Genomic DNA, 17,462 nt, shown 5'->3' with positions numbered 1-17,462 from the left:
AGAAGAAAAAAGGAAGTCAAACCAGTGGTAAACGGAGATGTGGAAATGTAAAAAAGATGTAAACAACTAAAAGTGATTTAAATCACGGAATAATTTACTGTGTAGGTTCTATAAATCGAGATCAAATTTTAATAAAACACCGTATTTTGTGTTTCTTGTAAACTTTAATGACATATATTGCCTATGGTTTTTAAGCGGGTAATTGAATCTGTAAATACTCATTTATCCAGTGAATTATTCTAAAGGTGGAATTTTATCGAATGCTAACCATGTTGACTTGGTTGCACTGGGTGGTATCAAAATATGATACCCATTGCTGTAAAAGGGCTCACTCGTATTTTTCAGTCAAATGTAACCACAGCTTATATGTCTATTTATTCTTGCTATGTGCATTTTTATATAGGGTTTTGGCTCTAAAGTGCCTAGATTGATATTCTGCAGGAATTCTTTTTGTGGTTTTTTATAATTTTTTACAAAAACATTTCTGTTTTTCGACATCGGAGGAAGTTTGTCATGTTTTGGTTTCAAACACTTGAAGCTGATGTGGATTCAAGATAAATATGACGCTGAAATTATTGCCGTAGAAGAAAAAACTAGTTATTGAATCGCAGGGAGTGTGTTTCAACAGCTTTAGTTACTACGCGGATAGATATGCACCATTTTGGGCCGGAAACTTCCCACCAAACCCGCCTAATTTGGACAGTAGACAAGGAGCAAGTTGTATATGCTGTCGTACTTTTTACGCCGTTTAGCGTTAGTCATTCCGACGTTTCTCGGTATCACCATTCTTATCTTTGCCATCACTCGATTTGTACCGGGTGGGCCAGTTGAACGCATGCTGTCACAAATGCAGTCTCAGGGAGACGGCGCAGCATCGATGACGTCAGCGGGTGGCAATACTGCACTGTCTGATGAGCAAATCGCTGAGCTAAACGCATTCTACGGGTTGGATAAACCTGTGATGGAAGCTTACGTTGATTGGTTGGGTCGATTAGTGACGTTGGACTTGGGTGAATCAACGCGTTATTACGAACCAGTATCGGATATGATTGCAGAGCGTCTGCCTGTTTCGCTGTTCTATGGTGGCATGACTTTCTTTATCAGCTACTTCATCTCGATACCGCTTGGCTATTACAAAGCCCTCAAGCACGGTTCTGTGTTTGATTCTACCTCCTCCATTTTGATATTCGTCGGTTATGCCTTGCCTGGCTATGTGGTTGGCGTGTTATTGATTACTTTGTTTAGTTATCACTTGGAATGGTTCCCTATGGGGGGCTTTGTCGGTGATGATTTCGATGACTATGAAACCTTCTTTGAACGTGCAAAAGACGTGATGTGGCATGCAGTGCTTCCGCTGATCTGTTACTTGATTGGTGATTTCGCAACGCTCACCATGACGATGAAAAATAACCTGATGGAAAACTTATCATCGGATTATATCCGTACTGCGATCGCAAAAGGCTTGCCGTTTAAGAAAGCGGTACGCAAACACGCGCTACGCAATAGCTTAATTCCAATTGCTTCTCACTTTGGCAACTCACTGTTGTTCTTCATGACAGGGGCGTTTTTGATCGAAGTTATCTTCAACATCGACGGCATTGGTTTATTAGGTTACGAATCCATTATGGAACGTGATTACCCAGTAGTGATGGGCATCGTTGCTATCAACGCGGTATTGCTGCTGATCGGCAATATTATTTCGGATATCTGTGTTGCTTTAGTCGACCCACGTGTGAAGTTTGGAGCGTAATATGATTAAAGTAAGTCCATTAACTCAAAAGAAAATCCGTCACTTTAAAGAAATTAAACGTGGTTATTGGTCGTTTGTGATCTTATCTATCATGTTGATTCTTTCACTATTTGCTGAGCTGTTAATCAACAGTAAAGCGTTGATCGTGAAGTACGATGGTAGTTACTACTTTCCGGTTGTCAGTGACGTTCGTTTAGGTAGCGAGTTTGGTCAAGATTCTTCAAGTGAAGCTGATTACCGAGTTCTCCAACAAGTCTTTGAGGAAGAGGGGGGGGACAACTTTGTGATTCTACCTATCGTTCCTTGGAACCCATACGAACAAGACTTCAGTGGCGATTTCCCTCCGACCGCGCCAAGCGCTGAGAATAAACACTATCTAGGTACTGACGTTATTGGTCGCGATATTTTAGCGCGCTTGGTGTATGGCTTCCGTACTGCGATGGGGTTTGCGTTGTTAACGATGGCGGTGTCCTACGCTATTGGTACCGCTGTAGGCTGTGCCATGGGCTTCTGGGGCGGCAAGTTCGACCTATTTGTTCAACGTTTGATTGAGGTTTGGTCAATGGTGCCATTCCTGTACGTCATTATGATTTTGGTGTCCATCGTTCAACCGACTTTCACGCTCTTTGTCGCCATCAACGTGTTGTTTGGATGGATGGGGATGACATGGTACATGCGTACCATGACTTATAAAGAATCTGCACGCGAATACGTAATGGCAGCTCGTGCGTTGGGTGCCTCGACAGGCCGAATCCTGTTTAACCATATTCTGCCAAATACCATGGTCATGATTGTCACCTTAGCGCCATTTACTATTGCAGCCAATATCACCGCACTGACAGCGCTTGATTATCTTGGTTTAGGCTTGATGCCACCAACACCAAGCTGGGGTGAGTTACTGCAGCAAGGTAAGTCCAACTTGGACTCGCCATGGATTGTGGCGTCTGTTGTGACTTCCATTGTACTGGTACTGGTGATGGTCACCTTTATCGGTGAAGCGATTCGAGCGGCATTCGACCCGAAAAAATTCACACGCTATGTTTAAGCATGCATTGTGAACAAAACATAAAAAAGGGAAGTTTTATGAAAAGAATAATTTTAGCGTCCACGCTAAGCGCCCTAAGTTTTGGTGTGATGTCAGCGACGCTTCCGACTGACTTAAACTGGCAAACGAACTGGGATGAGCCTCAATATGGCTCTCCTGAAGCAAAGCGTGGCGGGACTTACCGCACTTTCATGTCGAGCTTTCCTCAGACTCTACGCAGTGTTGGTCCTGATGCAAACTCTGGTTTACGTTCTTTCATCTTGGATGAAACGCCAGGGTTGGTGGTTCGCCACCCAGATACGCTTGAATTCATCCCTGAGCTAGCCAATGAGTGGGCATTAGCGGGTGACAATAAAACGGTTTATTTCAAACTGAACCCACAAGCTAAATGGTCGGATGGCAAGCCAGTCACGGCAGACGATTTTGTTTTTATGCTTAAGTTTTACCGCTCGAAAGACATTTTAGAGCCTTGGTACAACGACTATTACAACAAAACGGTTGCTGATGTTATCAAATTTGACGATCACACCTTCGCCGTGAAGGCCGCGAAAGAGCTCAATCCAGAAGAGTTGTTGTTGAGAATGGGGGCGCTACGTCCTCGTCCTGCTCATTTCTATGCGAATCCGAAGAAAGACGAGAACGGTGACGGCATTCATGATGATTTTGTGCGCTACTACAACTTTAAAAGTGAACCAACCACCAGCGCTTATTACTTAGCCGACGTCAAAAAAGGTAAAAGCGTTACCTTTAAGCACGTAGGTGAGGACTGGTGGGGTTATACCAATAAGTACTACGAGCATCGCTATAACGTCGACAAAATTCGTATCACGGTTATCCGCGATAGTGATATTGCGATGAAGCACTTCGAAAAAGGTAAGTTGGACGCATTTGGATTGGTTTTGCCAAGTTTATGGCATGACAAATCCAATACTGCCCCTTATCAAAAGGGTTACATTGAGAAGTTCTGGGGTTACAACCAATATCCAGTTGGTGCTGGTGGCGTGTGGATAAACACGGCCATGCCTCTACTCGATGACTTAAACATTCGCAAAGGGATTACTTACGCGACAGATTTCGACGGCATGATCGAGAATGTTATGCGTGGAGACTACAGTCGTAAACCCAACCCAACGGGCTTTGGGCATGGTAAGTACACGTTACCAGATGTGAAAGCGCCAAAGTTTGAACCAGAAAAAGCGGCGGCAGCGTTTGAAGCTGCGGGCTTCGATAAGATTGGTTCCGATGGTATTCGCGTGAATGATAAAGGTCAGCGTTTGAGCTTTGAATTGACGTACTCATCTCCAGTTCATACACCGCGTATTGCTTTCTTGCGTGAACAGGCAAAATTGGCAGGGTTGGACATTGAGCTGAAGCTGATTGATGGTTCATCGATGTTTAAGTATGTGCGTGAGAAAAAACACGAACTTGCTTTCTTTGATATGGGGACTTCAGAAATCCCAACTTATTGGGAATACTTCCATTCCGTGAACGCGAACAAACCACAAACGAACTCATTCACTAACTACAGCACGCCAGAGCTAGATGAAAAGATCATTGCGTATCGCTTTAACATGGACATGGATAAGAAGATCCAACTAGGTCATGAGATTCAGCGAGACATTATTGATGCGCACGTGATTGTCACTGGCTACATGGTGCCTTACGTTCGTTATGGACACTGGCGTTGGTTGAAATTGCCAGAGAAACCAATGAATCGAATGACAGAAGCGTTGTTCAGTGGCGGAATTATCGGTGATGGCACGTATTGGATCGACAAAGACGTGAAGAAAGAAACCCAGAAAGCGATGAAGTCGGGTAAAACCTTTGAACCGGTTGTTGTCGTTGATGACACGTATAAGCTGTAAGGATGTGTTATGGAAAACGATGTAATTTTGAGTGTAAAAGATCTCGAAGTGGAATTCATCACGGATGATGGCCCGGTAAAAGTACTCCATGGCGTGAACTTTGATGTTCGCGCAGGACGAACGCTCGGTCTCGTTGGTGAGTCTGGCAGTGGTAAGAGCGTGACCTCCATGTCCATCATGGGACTGTTGCCAAAGCCTTACGGAAATATTGTCAATGGTGAGGTTAACTATCGAGGTACCAATCTGGTGTCGCTACCAGCGGAAGAAATGTACGCCATGCGCGGCGACCGCATTTCGATCATTTTCCAAGACCCAATGACGGCGTTGAATCCAGTGCATACCATTGGCCGCCAACTGTGCGAAGTGTTGGAATTACACCGTCCTGAGTTAGGTAAAAAAGAGCGCGAATCCTACGCGGTAGAAATGCTGGCTAAAGTGAAAATTCCAATGCCAGAAAAGCGCCTCAACGAATACCCGCACAACCTATCTGGTGGTATGCGCCAGCGCGTGATGATCGCAATGGCACTCGCATGTAAACCAGATATTTTGATTTGTGATGAGCCAACGACGGCACTGGATGTAACGGTACAGGCGTCTATCCTTGAACTAATGAATGAACTTCAAGAAGAAACGGGCATGGCAATGATCTTCATTACCCATGATTTAGGCGTAGTCGCTGAAGTGTGTGATGACGTTGCGGTAATGTATGGTGGTCGTATTGTCGAAAAAGCGGAGATTTTTGAGCTGTTTGACAATCCGCAGCACCCTTACACGGAACGTTTGATGGGCTTAATGCCAAGCTTGGACAACGAACCTAAGCAGATGATTGATATCAAACCAATCGATGCCAGCATGTTTGCTAGCTAACTGGTGCAAAGTGAACAAGTCATAAAAGAGGATGTTATGGCCAAAGAAGTATTAAGAATTGAAAATCTTAAGCAGCACTTTGTATCTGGTAAAGGACTGTTTAAGAAGGGCTACACGATCAAAGCTGTAGACGGCGTTTCCTTGTCGGTTTCAGAAGGAGAAACATTGGGACTCGTTGGTGAATCTGGCTGTGGTAAAAGTACCTTAGGACGTACGATTCTAAAATTGTACGAGCCAACGGAAGGTAAGATTTTCTTTGAAGGCAAAGACATCACAAAGTTCTCTGTCAAAGAGATGCGCTCGTTGCGTAAAGACATGCAGATTGTCTTTCAGGACCCAATGGAGTCACTTAACCAGCGTCACACCATTGGTATGATTTTGGAAGAGCCGTATATCATCCATAAAATAGGCACTCCTGCAGAGCGTAAACAATGGGTGAAAGAGCTGTTGGTGAAAGTTGGCTTGCCTGAAACGGCTGTGAACCGTTATCCGCACGAATTCTCTGGTGGCCAGCGTCAGCGTATTGGTATTGCTCGTGCGATAGCACTGAAGCCAAAACTGTTGATTTGTGATGAATCAGTATCTGCACTGGATGTATCGGTTCAGGCGCAAATTCTCAACTTGCTGCTGCAACTTCAACAAGAAATGAACCTTGCCATTATCTTCATCTCTCACGATTTGTCGGTGGTTAAGCATGTCTCCGATAAAGTCGCGGTGATGTACTTTGGTAAAGTGGTGGAAGCGGGGAATGCGAAAGAAATTTACGCGAACCCACAAAATGATTACACCAAGAAACTGCTCTCAGCGATTCCGATTACCCATCCTAAATATCGCAAGAAAAAGCGTGTGGCAGAAAAAAAGCAGCAAGTGGCGTAAGCCGTGCCACCATCGCATTCAAGAAAACACGCTCCGTTAAATAAACGGGGCGTTTTTCTTATGTATCCTTTTTTATCTTGCATGCTAAACTCAAAGCTTATCTCTTTGGTTTTGCTTGGATAATTGGCTATGCCATCAAATTTACCTAAATCGTTCAGTCGCCCATTTTTAAAGATGTTCCACATCTTAGAAGCGGTTCTGTTGGTCGCTATTACCTTGGCAACTATTTATGCCATGGCTCAAGAGTTCATTCACGTCTTTGTTGAGAAGCGAGTGCTGTTGACGGACATCTTATTGATGTTCATCTATCTTGAGGTTTTAGCGATGGTGCAGCAGTTTGTGATGAACGGTAAGATCCCCGTTCGCTATCCTATCTATATCGCGATGATGGCCATTGCTCGCTACATCACCTTAGGTATGAAAGAGTTGGATGCCACTTTGGTGGTTTGGCTTTCTATAGCGGCGTTTATCTTGGCGGCAGCGACCTTGGTGATTCGCGTTGGACACCACTATTGGCCGTATGTTGACAACCGAACCTTGGAAAAAGACGAATAAAATAAAGCCCCGCATTAAGCGGGGCTTTCAATATGTAATCTAAATGTTTTTAGATTATTCGATGTTTTGGATCTGTTCGCGCATTTGCTCGATCAGAACTTTCAGTTCAACGCCCGACGCAGTGATGTCGGTGCTGATCGATTTAGAAGCGAGCGTGTTTGACTCACGGTTGAATTCTTGCATCATGAAATCCAGACGACGACCGACTGCGCCACCTTTTTTCAGGATGTTGGTCGTTTCTTTCACGTGAGAATCCAGACGATCTAGCTCTTCTGCAACGTCTGACTTTTGCGCTAGCAAGATAAGCTCTTGTTCTACACGAGAAGCATCCAGTTCAATTTTCGCATCTTCAAATTTTGAGAATAGACGCTCACGTTGCCATTCTAGGATTTCAGGCATGCGAGCACGAACTTTCACCACTTCTGCGGTAATCGCGTCTAGGCGTTGTTCGATCAGCGCTTTCATGTTGTCGCCTTCACGGCCACGCGCTTCAATAAATTCACTAATTGCTTCATCAAATGCAGCAAGCAGCTCTTTGTTGACCTCATCCATGTTTTGCTCAGGAGTTTCCATCACACCAGGCCATTGCATGACTTGAAATGGATTGATGCGGCTAAGCTCACCAGTCATGTGCATAACTTGTTCAGCAGCTTTAATCACTTGGGTTGCCAACGCTTCGTTGATGCTAAGCTCGGCTTTTGCTGCAGGGTTCGCTTCGAAACGAAGGCTACATTCCACTTTTCCTCGCGCTAGACGTTTACGAAAACGCTCGCGTAGAACTGGTTCTAAAGCTCGGAATTGTTCTGGCATGCGGAAATAGGTTTCTAGGTAACGCTGGTTTACACTGCGGATTTCCCATACCGCTGAGCCCCAATCGCCTTTTACTTCTTTGCGCGCATACGCAGTCATACTGTAAATCATCGAATTTTCCTGTCTTCATTTTTTGAAAATTACCTAGAGAGTGTATCACGGAGCGGCAAGAGGTGCGCGGGCTGTCTTACATCAGTGTATCGCAAATATGCTCCCAGGAAATGTTTAGAGGGAGTGAAGCTGTGACCTAGGAATCCGAAATCGATTCCGCTATAATCTTCGCCCAACCAAATCGTCTTCTCCTCATTATTTAAGGTAGATGCCCATGCGTCCAAACGATCGCAAGGCGGACCAAGTTCGCCCAATCAAAATTACTCGTAACTACACGGCTTACGCTGAAGGTTCAGTGTTAGTTGAGTTCGGTAACACCAAAGTGTTGTGTAATGCGACCGTCGAAGAATCAGTGCCACGTTGGTTAAAAGGCCAAGGTAAAGGCTGGGTGACCGCTGAATACGGCATGCTACCTCGTGCGACTCACTCGCGTACTCGCCGTGAAGCGGCAAACGGTAAGCAGGGTGGCCGTACAATGGAAATCCAACGCCTTATCGCGCGTAGCCTACGTGCAGTTGTCGATTTGCAAGCAATGGGTGAATTCATGATCACGGTTGACTGTGATGTAATTCAAGCTGACGGCGGCACACGTACCGCATCAATCAGTGGTGCAAGCGTTGCAATGGCGGATGCATTCCAACACCTTGTCGATAGCGGCAAGCTAAAAGCAAACCCAATGAAAGGCCACGTAGCGGCAGTATCAGTTGGTTTGCTTGGTGACGAAGTGCTGTGTGACCTTGAGTACGTTGAAGATTCAGCAGCAGACACCGACATGAACGTTGTAATGACAGAAGAAGGCAAGATGATTGAGATTCAGGGCACCGCAGAAGGTGAACCGTTCAGTCATGAACAACTGATGGCATTACTCGAATCGGCGAAAGTCGGCATTACGGAAATCGTCGCGGCGCAGAAGGCGGCGTTAGCCAATTGATTTAGATAGCTCCCATTATGGGGGCTATTTTTTTATCTCGGGAATAGAGAATTGAATGATTGCCGAGAAGAGATAAAAGAAACCAAGGAAATAGAGAGAAAATAATGAAAGCATACCAGCGTGAATTTATTGAGTTTGCACTTGAGAAAGAAGTTCTTAAGTTTGGTGAGTTTACTTTGAAATCTGGCCGTAAAAGCCCGTACTTCTTTAACGCTGGTCTTTTCAATACAGGCCGTGACCTAGCGCGTCTTGGTCGTTTTTACGCGGCAGCACTTGCGGATTCTGGTATCGAATTCGATGTTCTATTCGGCCCTGCGTACAAAGGTATCCCAATCGCGACTACAACAGCAGTAGCACTTGCGGATCACCACGATATCGACACGCCTTACTGTTTCAACCGTAAAGAAGCAAAAAATCACGGCGAAGGCGGTAATCTGGTAGGTTCTGCTTTAGAAGGTCGTATCATGCTGGTGGATGACGTGATTACAGCGGGTACCGCGATTCGTGAATCGATGGAAATCATCAAGGCGAATGGTGCAGATCTGGCTGGCGTATTAGTGGCTATCGACCGCCAAGAGAAAGGCAAAGGCGAACTTTCTGCGATTCAGGAAGTTGAGCGCGACTTCGGTTGTGCGGTGATTTCTATCGTGAGTTTGGGTGACCTAATCACTTACCTTGAAGAAAAAGGTAACGCGACCGAGCATCTTGAAGCGGTGAAAGCATACCGCGCGGAATACGGCATCTAATTTCCCACTTTTCGAATTCAATAAAAAAGGTATCCAATCGGATACCTTTTCTTTTGCGATTTATTTGTAGCGAATGCCTTTGGGCTCGTTTTCATCTTGCATGGTTTTGTAGCGTTTGTGTAGCCACATCCATTGCTCAGGTGCTCGCAAAATCACTTCTTCCACGTATTTGTTCATATAAGCCGCCGCAGCCACTTCATCTTTTTGTGGGTAATCGGCTTCAATGCACTTATCAGCGATGATTTCGTATTTGCCTTCGTCATTGCGGAAACCAGAACCTGGAATGATCGCGCATTTTGATGTGTAGGCTAAAATGCTGGTGCCGGTTGTTGTACAAGCGTCATCAATGGCAAAAAACGGCACGAAGACCGATTTATTGCGGCCGTAATCGTGGTCAGGTAAGTAGAACAAACGCTCGCCGCTGCGCAGTACACGAATCATCTTTTTCACATTTTTGCGATCAATCAGTTTGTTGCCGTTGTGCGTGCGCCCCCAATATTGGATGAAGTTGTACGCTGGGTTGTTGTGAGGACGAAATGCGCCGTAACCCGCAACACCTAAAACAGCAAAAGCTCGCGCGGTAATTTCTAAGTTAAGAGCGTGCACACAACACAACAATACGCCTTTCCCTTCCGCGCCTTTTTCTTTTAGAGCGTGGATGTCTTTCTCGACAATGAGCGTTTTGAAGCGCCATGTAGGCCAAAACCATGTAATACCGGTTTCGATCAGTGCCATCCCGGTATTCTTGAAGTTTTCTTCCACGATATGTTGCACTTCTTCTGGCGTTTTCGCGGGGAATGCCAGTTCAAGGTTGCGCTTCGCGATATGCACGCGCTTTTTGCCATAGCGCATGCCTAGCTTGCCAAGTGAGCGCCCCAAAGACAGTAATAGGCGATAAGGAAGAATATTGACGATGATAGCCAGTAGACCAAACCCAAGCCAAACTCCCCAGTTACGAGGATGGAGAAGGGAAAGAGAAAACTCGGGCTGCGTGTATTTGTCTTTACTCATAATCTCTACTTAATTTGTGCACTGAGTAGTGCCCAATACTCGTCAAAGTTTGCAGTAGGTTGGTACTTGAAATCGCTGCGCACAAAACGGTTCAGGCTGCCTTCAACTTGTCCAAGAATTTGCGCAGCAAGAATACGCTCTTCTACAGGGAAAGATTTACCTTCACGAATTTTACGCTCACGCAGAATCTGACGTAGTTGGGTCTCGATACGTTCAAACAGCTGGTTGATGCGTTCACGTAGACGTTCGTTTTCAAACATTAAAGCATGACCAGACAGAATACGTGTCAAGCCAGGGTTACGTTCTGAAAATGCAAGAATCAGGTGCATTACCATACGAATACGCTCTAGTGTATCTTTCTCGTCATCTAAAATGCGGTTGATGCGAGTCATCAAGGCTTCTTCGATGAACTCAATCAAACCTTCAAACATGCGAGCTTTACTTGGGAAATGACGGTACAACGCGGCTTCGGAGACGCCGACTTGTTTTGCCAATTTTGCCGTAGTAATGCGTGAAGCGCCTTCTGCAGATTCAAGCATTTGTGCTAATGCTTGCAAGATCTCTTCACGACGATTGGATTTTTTACTGCCGGCCATTAGTTACTTCCTTTCAAAATACAAAGTTGAGCGGAGGGGATTATAAGATGCTAAGTCGCATCACACTAGACTGCTGAGGGCGGAATGGGAGATTTAACACCCTCAGTTGTCATGTTTAGACTAAATTTGTGCCAGTTCTTAATTAGAAAATAAGTGCGAATTACATCAATTCACGCATTTTCTCGAGGATTTTGAAGCTCAGGGCTTCTTTTGACTCTAGAGCTAATGCAAGCTCACCATCAGGCCAAAATAGGGTGATGGCGTTGTCATTACTATTGAAGCCTTGGCCTTCGACTGACACATCGTTAGCGCAGATCATATTGAGGTTTTTCTTCGCTAACTTTCCTCGGGCATATGTTTCGACATCGTTGGTTTCTGCTGCAAAACCTACCGTAAATGGGCGCTTGTCAGTCAGTGCTGCGACGGACGCTACAATATCAGGGTTTTTCACCATTTTGATGGTCATCTGATCGTTGTCTGCCGTCTTTTTCAACTTTTGAGACGCAATGGCCTCTGGTCGATAATCCGCTACTGCTGCGCAGCTGATGAACGCGTCGTGACTGATGGCTTGAGCCATCACGGCCTCATACATTTCTTGTGCGCTAGACACGTTAATGCGCTCCACTCCCATCGGTGTGCTCAGGTTGACAGGGCCGCTCACTAGCGTGACTTTTGCGCCTAACTGCGCGGCAGCGTTTGCTAGTGCATACCCCATTTTCCCAGAGCTGTGGTTCGTAATGTAACGCACTGGGTCGATGGCTTCTCGCGTTGGGCCTGCTGAGATCAGAATGGACTTGCCTTCCAAGACTTTAGGTTGGAAAAACTGCTCACACAGATGCACCAATTGCATTGGTTCAAGCATTCGACCCGGACCAACATCACCACAGGCTTGTTCACCTGCTGCTGGACCCCAAATGTGCATACCGCGGCGAGCTAAAGTCGCAATGTTCTCTTGCGTCGCGATGTTGCGATACATCTGCTGATTCATTGCTGGAGATACCGCAACAGGCGAATCCGTTGCCAACACTAACGTCGTCAATAAGTCATTGCCCATGCCAGCTGACATACGAGCAATGAGGTCTGCCGTAGCAGGAGCAAGCAGCACTAAATCCGCCCATTTAGCTAACTCGATGTGACCCATTGACGCTTCAGCTGCCGGATCGAGCAAGCTATCGGATACTGGTCGTCCTGAGACGGCCTGCATGGTTAACGGAGTAATAAACTCTTTTGCAGCTTTCGTCATGACGACTTGAACTTGTGCCCCTCTCTCTATTAGGCGACGGGTTAGCTCCGCACATTTATACGCGGCAATACCGCCACTGATGCCGAGTAGAATTTTCTTTCCTGCTAGTGTTTGCATGTGAGATCTCCAATTTTTCTGGCAGCGAGTTTAGCATAACGGACTGTTTCAGCACCCAAGCAAATCAAATCCACATCAAACTCCGCGGCATTAGTTACGCAAGTGGAGAAAAAACTCCCGCCTATCTCACAGACAATTTGAGCTGATTTTGCAAGATTGAAAAGAAAAAAGAGGTGGTACAAACATGGTGTTGAAAAGTCGAAACAAATTGCTGCTGATAACCTTAATTCCTCTGTTGTTGATCACGACATTGATCTCTGTGGTGTATTACATCAACAGCAGTAAGAGTTTGGAGGCGGAGCTCGTCCGAGACAGACAGGAGCTGATTGATGCGCGTAAGAAAGAGCTAAAAGCCTACATGATGATGGGTGTAACGGCGATTAAGCCGCTGTATGACTCTGACGTTAATGGCAGTAATAAACAAGCGGCGAAAGAAATCTTAAAAGCGATGCGCTTTGAAAGTGACGGTTACTTTTTCGCGTATGATTCTCAAGGCATCAATACCTTACATGCCATCAAACCGTCGCTGGAAGGTAAAAATCTGTATGACCTTAAAGATGAAAATGGCGTAGCGGTGATTGCTGGCTTGATTGATGCGTCGCAAAAAGGCGATGGCTTTTTGTATTTCTCTTGGCACAAACCAACCATCAACGCTCAGGCACCGAAATTGGGTTACGCCGAGTATCTACAAAAATGGGACTGGGTGCTTGGTACCGGGATCTACATTGATGACATCGACCAACAAGTTGCCATGCAGCGTGAATTGCGCACGCAAGAGTTAAATCAACACACTTTATCTGCGGTGACAATCTCGGTGATTGGCCTGATTATTACCAGCATCTTAACCAGCATTGCTGTTTCGAAAGGCATTAAACCACTTCAGCACGTCGCCGATTCTCTCAAAGATGTTGCTGCGGGTGGCGGTGACTTAACTGCGCGTCTAAAAGTGGAAAGTAAAGACGAAGTTGGCGAAGTCGCGGCTGCCTTTAATGAATTTATGGATAAACTTCACCCACTGATGCAGGACATTCATCGATCTGCTTCTGCCGTTCAAACAGTTTCTGAAGAACTGAATGATCAAACGCGCACAGCGAGCGGTCAAATGCAGAGTCACTGTTTGGAAACGGATAAAGTGGTGACAGCCGTAACAGAAATGAGCATGACGGCAAAAGAAGTCGCGAGCAATACAAATGCCACTGCGCAGGCCATTGACGATGCGAACGATCAGGTCACCGAAGCCCAGCGAGAGGTTGAACAAGCGATTCTAGGCATTACTGAGTTGGTTACAGAGATCAACAGCACATCGGATGCTATCTCTGAGTTGAGTCAGCAAACGGAGCAGATTACCAAAGTATTGGATGTGATTGGCGAGATTGCTGAGCAGACCAACTTATTGGCGCTCAATGCGGCAATTGAAGCCGCGCGAGCGGGCGAGCAAGGGCGTGGATTTGCAGTGGTGGCCGATGAAGTGCGTTCACTAGCGAGCCGTACGCAAAATAGCACTCATGAAATTGGCGATATGCTTAAACAGCTACAAAGTGGTGTATCTCGAGCCGTCACGACTATGTCCGCCAGTCAAGAACGCGGCGTAAAAACGGCTGAAGAGGCGGCACTGATTCAACAGTCTTTGTCTGGTGTTCACCATTCTATTGGTACAATTCGCGATATGGGAATTCAAACCGCATCAGCGGCAGAAGAACAAAGTGCGGTGGCGGAAGACATCAACCAGAACTTGGTGGCGATTCAACAGATCGTCAACAACATCAATGACACCTTACAACACGCAGAAACGATCAGCACTCAGTTGTCACAATCCGGCACGGAAATTCACGATCTGGTCGGTAACTTTAAACTCTGATGAACCATTAAATTGCACATAAAATCAGTGTGGAACGAAGAAAGCGAAAGTCACCCTCGACTTTCGCTTTCTGTTTTGTGGAATAGGGATTCTTACCTTCAAAGAGAGTTCCGATGATACTCAAAGCTTTGCCAAATGAGTCGATGCCACGAGAGAAACTTCTGCAACGTGGGCCGCAGGCGTTAACCGATGCCGAATTACTGGCGATATTCCTCCGTACGGGTACGCAAGGCATGAACGTGATTGAGTTGGCCGATTTCCTTATTCAAGATTTTGGTTCGCTTAGGCAGTTGTTCTCCGCTTCAGAACAGGAGTTTTGTCAGCATAAAGGGTTAGGGCAGGCCAAATATGTGCAATTGCAAGCGGTGTTAGAAATGACTCAGCGATATTTGGCGGAAACCCTCAAGCGTGGCGACGCCTTAACCAGCCCTGAGCAAACTAAATTATATCTTTCCTCTATATTAAGAGACCGCCAAAGAGAGGCTTTTTACATTCTTTTCCTCGATAACCAACACCGAGTAATAAAAGATGAGATTTTATTCGAAGGAACCTTGGATGCCGCATCAGTTTACCCTAGAGAAGTAGTAAAAAGAGCCCTGCACCACAACGCGGCTGCTTTGATTTTGGCGCATAACCACCCGTCCGGTGTCGCCGAGCCAAGCCAGGCAGACCGCAGGATTACAAGGCGATTAATTGATGCGTTGGCGCTGGTGGATATTCGCATTTTGGACCATTTCGTTATTGGCGATGGGGAAAGTGTCTCTTTTGCTGAAAGAGGATGGATATAACTGTGCGTTTTTTAGGTTGTTAGTTGCTAAAAATCTGCTATCATCCTCGCCACTAAATTTTTAACTGAATTCAGCTTGGACTGCTAGAAAAAACCTGCTGTCTAAAAAAAGATCACGAAAACCTGTAAAAAGGATCTGTTCGGGTCTTGAGCAATGCATATCAAGTTAGTATAATGCGCGACCTTTGATAGCCTTGTATGGATTTTCCATAGCGGTTCTTAACCTCTAACTTCTTTTCGAGAGATAGAGAGGTTCGGCCACCAAGGTTGATATCGAGCTGAAACGATTTTGGAGAAGACATTCATGTCACGAGTATGCCAAGTAACTGGTAAGCGTCCAGTAACGGGTAACAACCGTTCACACGCACGAAATGCTACTAAGCGTCGTTTTCTGCCGAACCTACAAACTCATCGTTTCTGGGTAGAGAGCGAAAAACGTTTTGTTAAACTACGCCTTACTGCAAAAGGTATGCGCATCATCGACAAGAAAGGTATCGATACTGTTCTTGCTGATATCCGTGCACGTGGCGAAAACGTTTAAGAGGAAATAGGCAATGGCAAAGAAAGGCGTTCGTGAGAAAATCCGTCTAGTATCTTCAGCAGGTACAGGCCACTTCTACACAACTGATAAGAACAAGCGTAACATGCCAGGCAAATTTGAGATCAAGAAATTTGATCCAGTTGTACGCCAGCACGTTATGTACAAAGAAGCTAAAATCAAATAATTGGTTTTGTCTCTTTGACGATTTGAAAAACCCAACTTTCGAGTTGGGTTTTTTATTATCTGAAATCCTCACTATTCCTTCAAATCCACCTTCACCATGTTTACATGCTGATGCTCTAGTCAATTCCTGTAACCTTTGTTAGTTTGTCACTAGAACTAAGATAGTAGGAACCGTTATGCGTATTAGTCCGACTCGCCGTCGCCGTTGGAACAATATTCTAATATTGGGCATTATCGCGTTTATCGTGATCTTAAATGCACCGATGTGGATCAAAACGTACTTGTTGTCAGAGAACGTTGATCCTTATCCGCATTTACTTCGAACTGATCATTCGGTTAGCGCTATTTATTCCAATAGTCTTGAATTGGAGTTTCGCGATGGGCGATGGCATGCGAATGCAGATGTTCCTCTCCCTCTATCTGAACTTATTGCTCGCTGGCAAGCGCTCGAAGGTACGGAGTTATCTGCGCAGCAATACGACACTCTTAAAGATAAGTTAGGCACACCAGAAACCATCGAAGTCTGGTATCAAGGCGTCGAAGAACCGCAGCGAATTACTCTTTATCGTCTTCATGATTTTTGGTTGTTCAAGAATTGGCAAGACAAGTGGATCGCGATTTCTGTTGATAGCAATTACATCATGCCTAAGTGAGAGGTGGTCAATAACCTCGTAGGTAAGCAGTGTTTACGCTTGTACTTTTCGATTATTCTAACTGCCTTTCAGTAAGGCTTTGAGTGTTCTAAGGAGAAATAAATGCCTGAACTACCAGAAGTTGAAGTAAGCCGGATGGGTATTAGTCCACATATGGTTGGACAAACGATTAAGGCATTTGTTTTTCGCACCCCCAAACTGCGCTGGGATATCCCGCAAGAGCTGAAATTGCTTGAAGGGCAAGTGATTCGAGCCATTCATCGTCGCGCAAAGTATTTGCTCATAGAAACGGATGCAGGAACTGCTATTGTGCACCTTGGAATGTCCGGCTCGTTACGTGTGTTGGATGCTGATTTTCCTGCGGCTAAGCACGATCATGTCGATCTCAAACTTACAAATGGTAAAGTGCTGCGTTATAACGATCCTCGACGCTTTGGTGCTTGGCTATGGTGCGCTCCTGGTGAGTCCCATGCGGTACTTGATCATATGGGACCAGAGCCTCTAACTGATTCGTTTAATAGCGAGTACATTGCCGATAAAGCGCAAGGTAAGCGTGTCGCGGTAAAGCAGTTCATCATGGACAACAAAGTCGTGGTCGGTGTGGGGAATATTTACGCCAATGAATCTCTGTTTAAGTCTCGTATTCTCCCAACCCGACAAGCAGGTCAAGTGACACCCCAAGAGTGGGTGCTGTTAGTGGAAAACATCAAAGCCACGCTAAAAATTGCCATTAACCAAGGTGGTACGACTTTAAAAGACTTCACTCAAGCCGATGGCAAGCCGGGTTATTTTGCTCAAGAACTTTTAGTGTATGGAAAAGCGGGTGAGCCTTGCCCAGAATGTGGAGAGCCGCTTCAAGAGCTAAAAATTGGCCAACGTAATACCTTCTTCTGCAATGAGTGTCAGAAGTGAAATAT

General features: G+C 45.5%; 18 protein-coding genes. 14 read left to right on the top strand and 4 right to left on the bottom strand.

Annotated features, from left to right (window positions below):
- The first annotated feature begins 724 nt into the window (after window positions 1–724).
- From ACF8EG_RS09365 to ACF8EG_RS09340, 6 genes are all read left to right on the top strand, one after another.
- Window positions 725–1,750, top strand: a complete 1,026-nt coding sequence (locus tag ACF8EG_RS09365) for an ABC transporter permease subunit (protein ID WP_069506363.1) — start codon at window positions 725–727, stop codon at window positions 1,748–1,750.
- Window position 1,751: 1 nt separating this feature from the next.
- Window positions 1,752–2,795: an ABC transporter permease gene (locus ACF8EG_RS09360; protein WP_005459031.1), complete on the top strand. Its 1,044-nt coding sequence runs from the start codon at window positions 1,752–1,754 to the stop codon at window positions 2,793–2,795.
- A 38-nt stretch (window positions 2,796–2,833) separates the two neighbouring features.
- Window positions 2,834–4,660 (top strand): extracellular solute-binding protein, encoded by a 1,827-nt coding sequence (locus ACF8EG_RS09355; RefSeq protein WP_031818734.1) that lies wholly within the window; start codon window positions 2,834–2,836, stop codon window positions 4,658–4,660.
- 9 nt (window positions 4,661–4,669) lie between these two features.
- Window positions 4,670–5,527 carry an ABC transporter ATP-binding protein gene (locus ACF8EG_RS09350; RefSeq protein ID WP_005496771.1) on the top strand — a complete coding sequence of 286 codons (858 nt, stop codon included), beginning with the start codon at window positions 4,670–4,672 and terminating at the stop codon, window positions 5,525–5,527.
- Window positions 5,528–5,563: 36 nt separating this feature from the next.
- Window positions 5,564–6,403, top strand: a complete 840-nt coding sequence (locus ACF8EG_RS09345) for an ABC transporter ATP-binding protein (protein WP_005458953.1) — start codon at window positions 5,564–5,566, stop codon at window positions 6,401–6,403.
- Between the two features lie 129 nt (window positions 6,404–6,532).
- Window positions 6,533–6,958: a phosphate-starvation-inducible protein PsiE gene (locus ACF8EG_RS09340; RefSeq protein WP_005458957.1), complete on the top strand. Its 426-nt coding sequence runs from the start codon at window positions 6,533–6,535 to the stop codon at window positions 6,956–6,958.
- 54 nt (window positions 6,959–7,012) lie between these two features.
- On the opposite strand, the gene ACF8EG_RS09335 is transcribed toward ACF8EG_RS09340, so the two are convergent.
- Window positions 7,013–7,879 carry a YicC/YloC family endoribonuclease gene (locus tag ACF8EG_RS09335; protein ID WP_015296114.1) on the bottom strand — a complete coding sequence of 289 codons (867 nt, stop codon included), beginning with the start codon at window positions 7,877–7,879 and terminating at the stop codon, window positions 7,013–7,015.
- 214 nt (window positions 7,880–8,093) lie between these two features.
- Between ACF8EG_RS09335 and rph the strand changes: the two genes are divergently transcribed.
- Entirely contained in the window at window positions 8,094–8,810 is a 717-nt protein-coding gene (rph, locus tag ACF8EG_RS09330; protein ID WP_005459025.1) for a ribonuclease PH, read from the top strand.
- A 104-nt stretch (window positions 8,811–8,914) separates the two neighbouring features.
- On the top strand, window positions 8,915–9,556 hold the full coding sequence (pyrE, locus tag ACF8EG_RS09325) for an orotate phosphoribosyltransferase (protein ID WP_005458955.1): 642 nt from the start codon (window positions 8,915–8,917) through the stop codon (window positions 9,554–9,556).
- Between the two features lie 60 nt (window positions 9,557–9,616).
- On the opposite strand, the gene ACF8EG_RS09320 is transcribed toward pyrE, so the two are convergent.
- The 3 genes from ACF8EG_RS09320 to coaBC form a co-directional block, all read right to left on the bottom strand.
- On the bottom strand, window positions 9,617–10,567 hold the full coding sequence (locus ACF8EG_RS09320; protein ID WP_069506365.1) for a Kdo(2)-lipid IV(A) acyltransferase: 951 nt from the start codon (window positions 10,565–10,567) through the stop codon (window positions 9,617–9,619).
- 5 nt (window positions 10,568–10,572) lie between these two features.
- Complete coding sequence (gene slmA / locus ACF8EG_RS09315; protein WP_005478760.1) at window positions 10,573–11,163, bottom strand: nucleoid occlusion factor SlmA; 591 nt, start codon at window positions 11,161–11,163, stop codon at window positions 10,573–10,575.
- 160 nt (window positions 11,164–11,323) lie between these two features.
- The gene (gene coaBC / locus ACF8EG_RS09310; protein ID WP_020839956.1) at window positions 11,324–12,523 is read right to left on the bottom strand and encodes a bifunctional phosphopantothenoylcysteine decarboxylase/phosphopantothenate--cysteine ligase CoaBC; all 1,200 of its coding nucleotides are present in this window, start codon (window positions 12,521–12,523) and stop codon (window positions 11,324–11,326) included.
- Window positions 12,524–12,707: 184 nt separating this feature from the next.
- Between coaBC and ACF8EG_RS09305 the strand changes: the two genes are divergently transcribed.
- From ACF8EG_RS09305 to mutM, 6 genes are all read left to right on the top strand, one after another.
- Window positions 12,708–14,381 (top strand): methyl-accepting chemotaxis protein, encoded by a 1,674-nt coding sequence (locus ACF8EG_RS09305; RefSeq protein ID WP_276419619.1) that lies wholly within the window; start codon window positions 12,708–12,710, stop codon window positions 14,379–14,381.
- Between the two features lie 113 nt (window positions 14,382–14,494).
- Window positions 14,495–15,169, top strand: a complete 675-nt coding sequence (gene radC / locus ACF8EG_RS09300) for a DNA repair protein RadC (protein ID WP_005482037.1) — start codon at window positions 14,495–14,497, stop codon at window positions 15,167–15,169.
- 303 nt (window positions 15,170–15,472) lie between these two features.
- A complete protein-coding gene (rpmB, locus tag ACF8EG_RS09295) occupies window positions 15,473–15,709 on the top strand; it encodes a 50S ribosomal protein L28 (RefSeq protein WP_005467944.1) in 237 nt (78 codons plus the stop codon).
- A 13-nt stretch (window positions 15,710–15,722) separates the two neighbouring features.
- A complete protein-coding gene (rpmG, locus tag ACF8EG_RS09290; RefSeq protein ID WP_004410866.1) occupies window positions 15,723–15,893 on the top strand; it encodes a 50S ribosomal protein L33 in 171 nt (56 codons plus the stop codon).
- Between the two features lie 175 nt (window positions 15,894–16,068).
- The gene (locus tag ACF8EG_RS09285; protein ID WP_021486880.1) at window positions 16,069–16,545 is read left to right on the top strand and encodes a hypothetical protein; all 477 of its coding nucleotides are present in this window, start codon (window positions 16,069–16,071) and stop codon (window positions 16,543–16,545) included.
- A gap of 102 nt (window positions 16,546–16,647) precedes the next feature.
- Entirely contained in the window at window positions 16,648–17,457 is an 810-nt protein-coding gene (gene mutM / locus ACF8EG_RS09280) for a bifunctional DNA-formamidopyrimidine glycosylase/DNA-(apurinic or apyrimidinic site) lyase (RefSeq protein WP_276419620.1), read from the top strand.
- Window positions 17,458–17,462 lie beyond the last annotated feature (5 nt).

Source organism: Vibrio sp. YQ_11 (assembly GCF_043103065.1).
In the GTDB taxonomy this organism is placed as follows: domain Bacteria; phylum Pseudomonadota; class Gammaproteobacteria; order Enterobacterales; family Vibrionaceae; genus Vibrio; species Vibrio parahaemolyticus.
This window is presented reverse-complemented; position numbering and strand designations above follow the sequence as displayed.

Excerpts from the sequence above, each read along its gene's own strand:
- ACF8EG_RS09340 (WP_005458957.1), top strand. The coding sequence starts at position 6,533 with ATGCCATCAAATTTACCTAAATCGTTCAGTCGCCCATTTTTAAAGATG.
- radC (WP_005482037.1), top strand. The coding sequence starts at position 14,495 with ATGATACTCAAAGCTTTGCCAAATGAGTCGATGCCACGAGAGAAACTT.
- ACF8EG_RS09320 (WP_069506365.1), bottom strand. The coding sequence starts at position 10,567 with ATGAGTAAAGACAAATACACGCAGCCCGAGTTTTCTCTTTCCCTTCTC.
- ACF8EG_RS09335 (WP_015296114.1), bottom strand. The coding sequence starts at position 7,879 with ATGATTTACAGTATGACTGCGTATGCGCGCAAAGAAGTAAAAGGCGAT.
- ACF8EG_RS09365 (WP_069506363.1), top strand. The coding sequence starts at position 725 with ATGCTGTCGTACTTTTTACGCCGTTTAGCGTTAGTCATTCCGACGTTT.
- ACF8EG_RS09345 (WP_005458953.1), top strand. The coding sequence starts at position 5,564 with ATGGCCAAAGAAGTATTAAGAATTGAAAATCTTAAGCAGCACTTTGTA.
- rph (WP_005459025.1), top strand. The coding sequence starts at position 8,094 with ATGCGTCCAAACGATCGCAAGGCGGACCAAGTTCGCCCAATCAAAATT.
- mutM (WP_276419620.1), top strand. The coding sequence starts at position 16,648 with ATGCCTGAACTACCAGAAGTTGAAGTAAGCCGGATGGGTATTAGTCCA.
- ACF8EG_RS09355 (WP_031818734.1), top strand. The coding sequence starts at position 2,834 with ATGAAAAGAATAATTTTAGCGTCCACGCTAAGCGCCCTAAGTTTTGGT.
- rpmB (WP_005467944.1), top strand. The coding sequence starts at position 15,473 with ATGTCACGAGTATGCCAAGTAACTGGTAAGCGTCCAGTAACGGGTAAC.
- slmA (WP_005478760.1), bottom strand. The coding sequence starts at position 11,163 with ATGGCCGGCAGTAAAAAATCCAATCGTCGTGAAGAGATCTTGCAAGCA.
- rpmG (WP_004410866.1), top strand. The coding sequence starts at position 15,723 with ATGGCAAAGAAAGGCGTTCGTGAGAAAATCCGTCTAGTATCTTCAGCA.
- coaBC (WP_020839956.1), bottom strand. The coding sequence starts at position 12,523 with ATGCAAACACTAGCAGGAAAGAAAATTCTACTCGGCATCAGTGGCGGT.
- ACF8EG_RS09285 (WP_021486880.1), top strand. The coding sequence starts at position 16,069 with ATGCGTATTAGTCCGACTCGCCGTCGCCGTTGGAACAATATTCTAATA.
- ACF8EG_RS09305 (WP_276419619.1), top strand. The coding sequence starts at position 12,708 with ATGGTGTTGAAAAGTCGAAACAAATTGCTGCTGATAACCTTAATTCCT.
- ACF8EG_RS09350 (WP_005496771.1), top strand. The coding sequence starts at position 4,670 with ATGGAAAACGATGTAATTTTGAGTGTAAAAGATCTCGAAGTGGAATTC.
- pyrE (WP_005458955.1), top strand. The coding sequence starts at position 8,915 with ATGAAAGCATACCAGCGTGAATTTATTGAGTTTGCACTTGAGAAAGAA.
- ACF8EG_RS09360 (WP_005459031.1), top strand. The coding sequence starts at position 1,752 with ATGATTAAAGTAAGTCCATTAACTCAAAAGAAAATCCGTCACTTTAAA.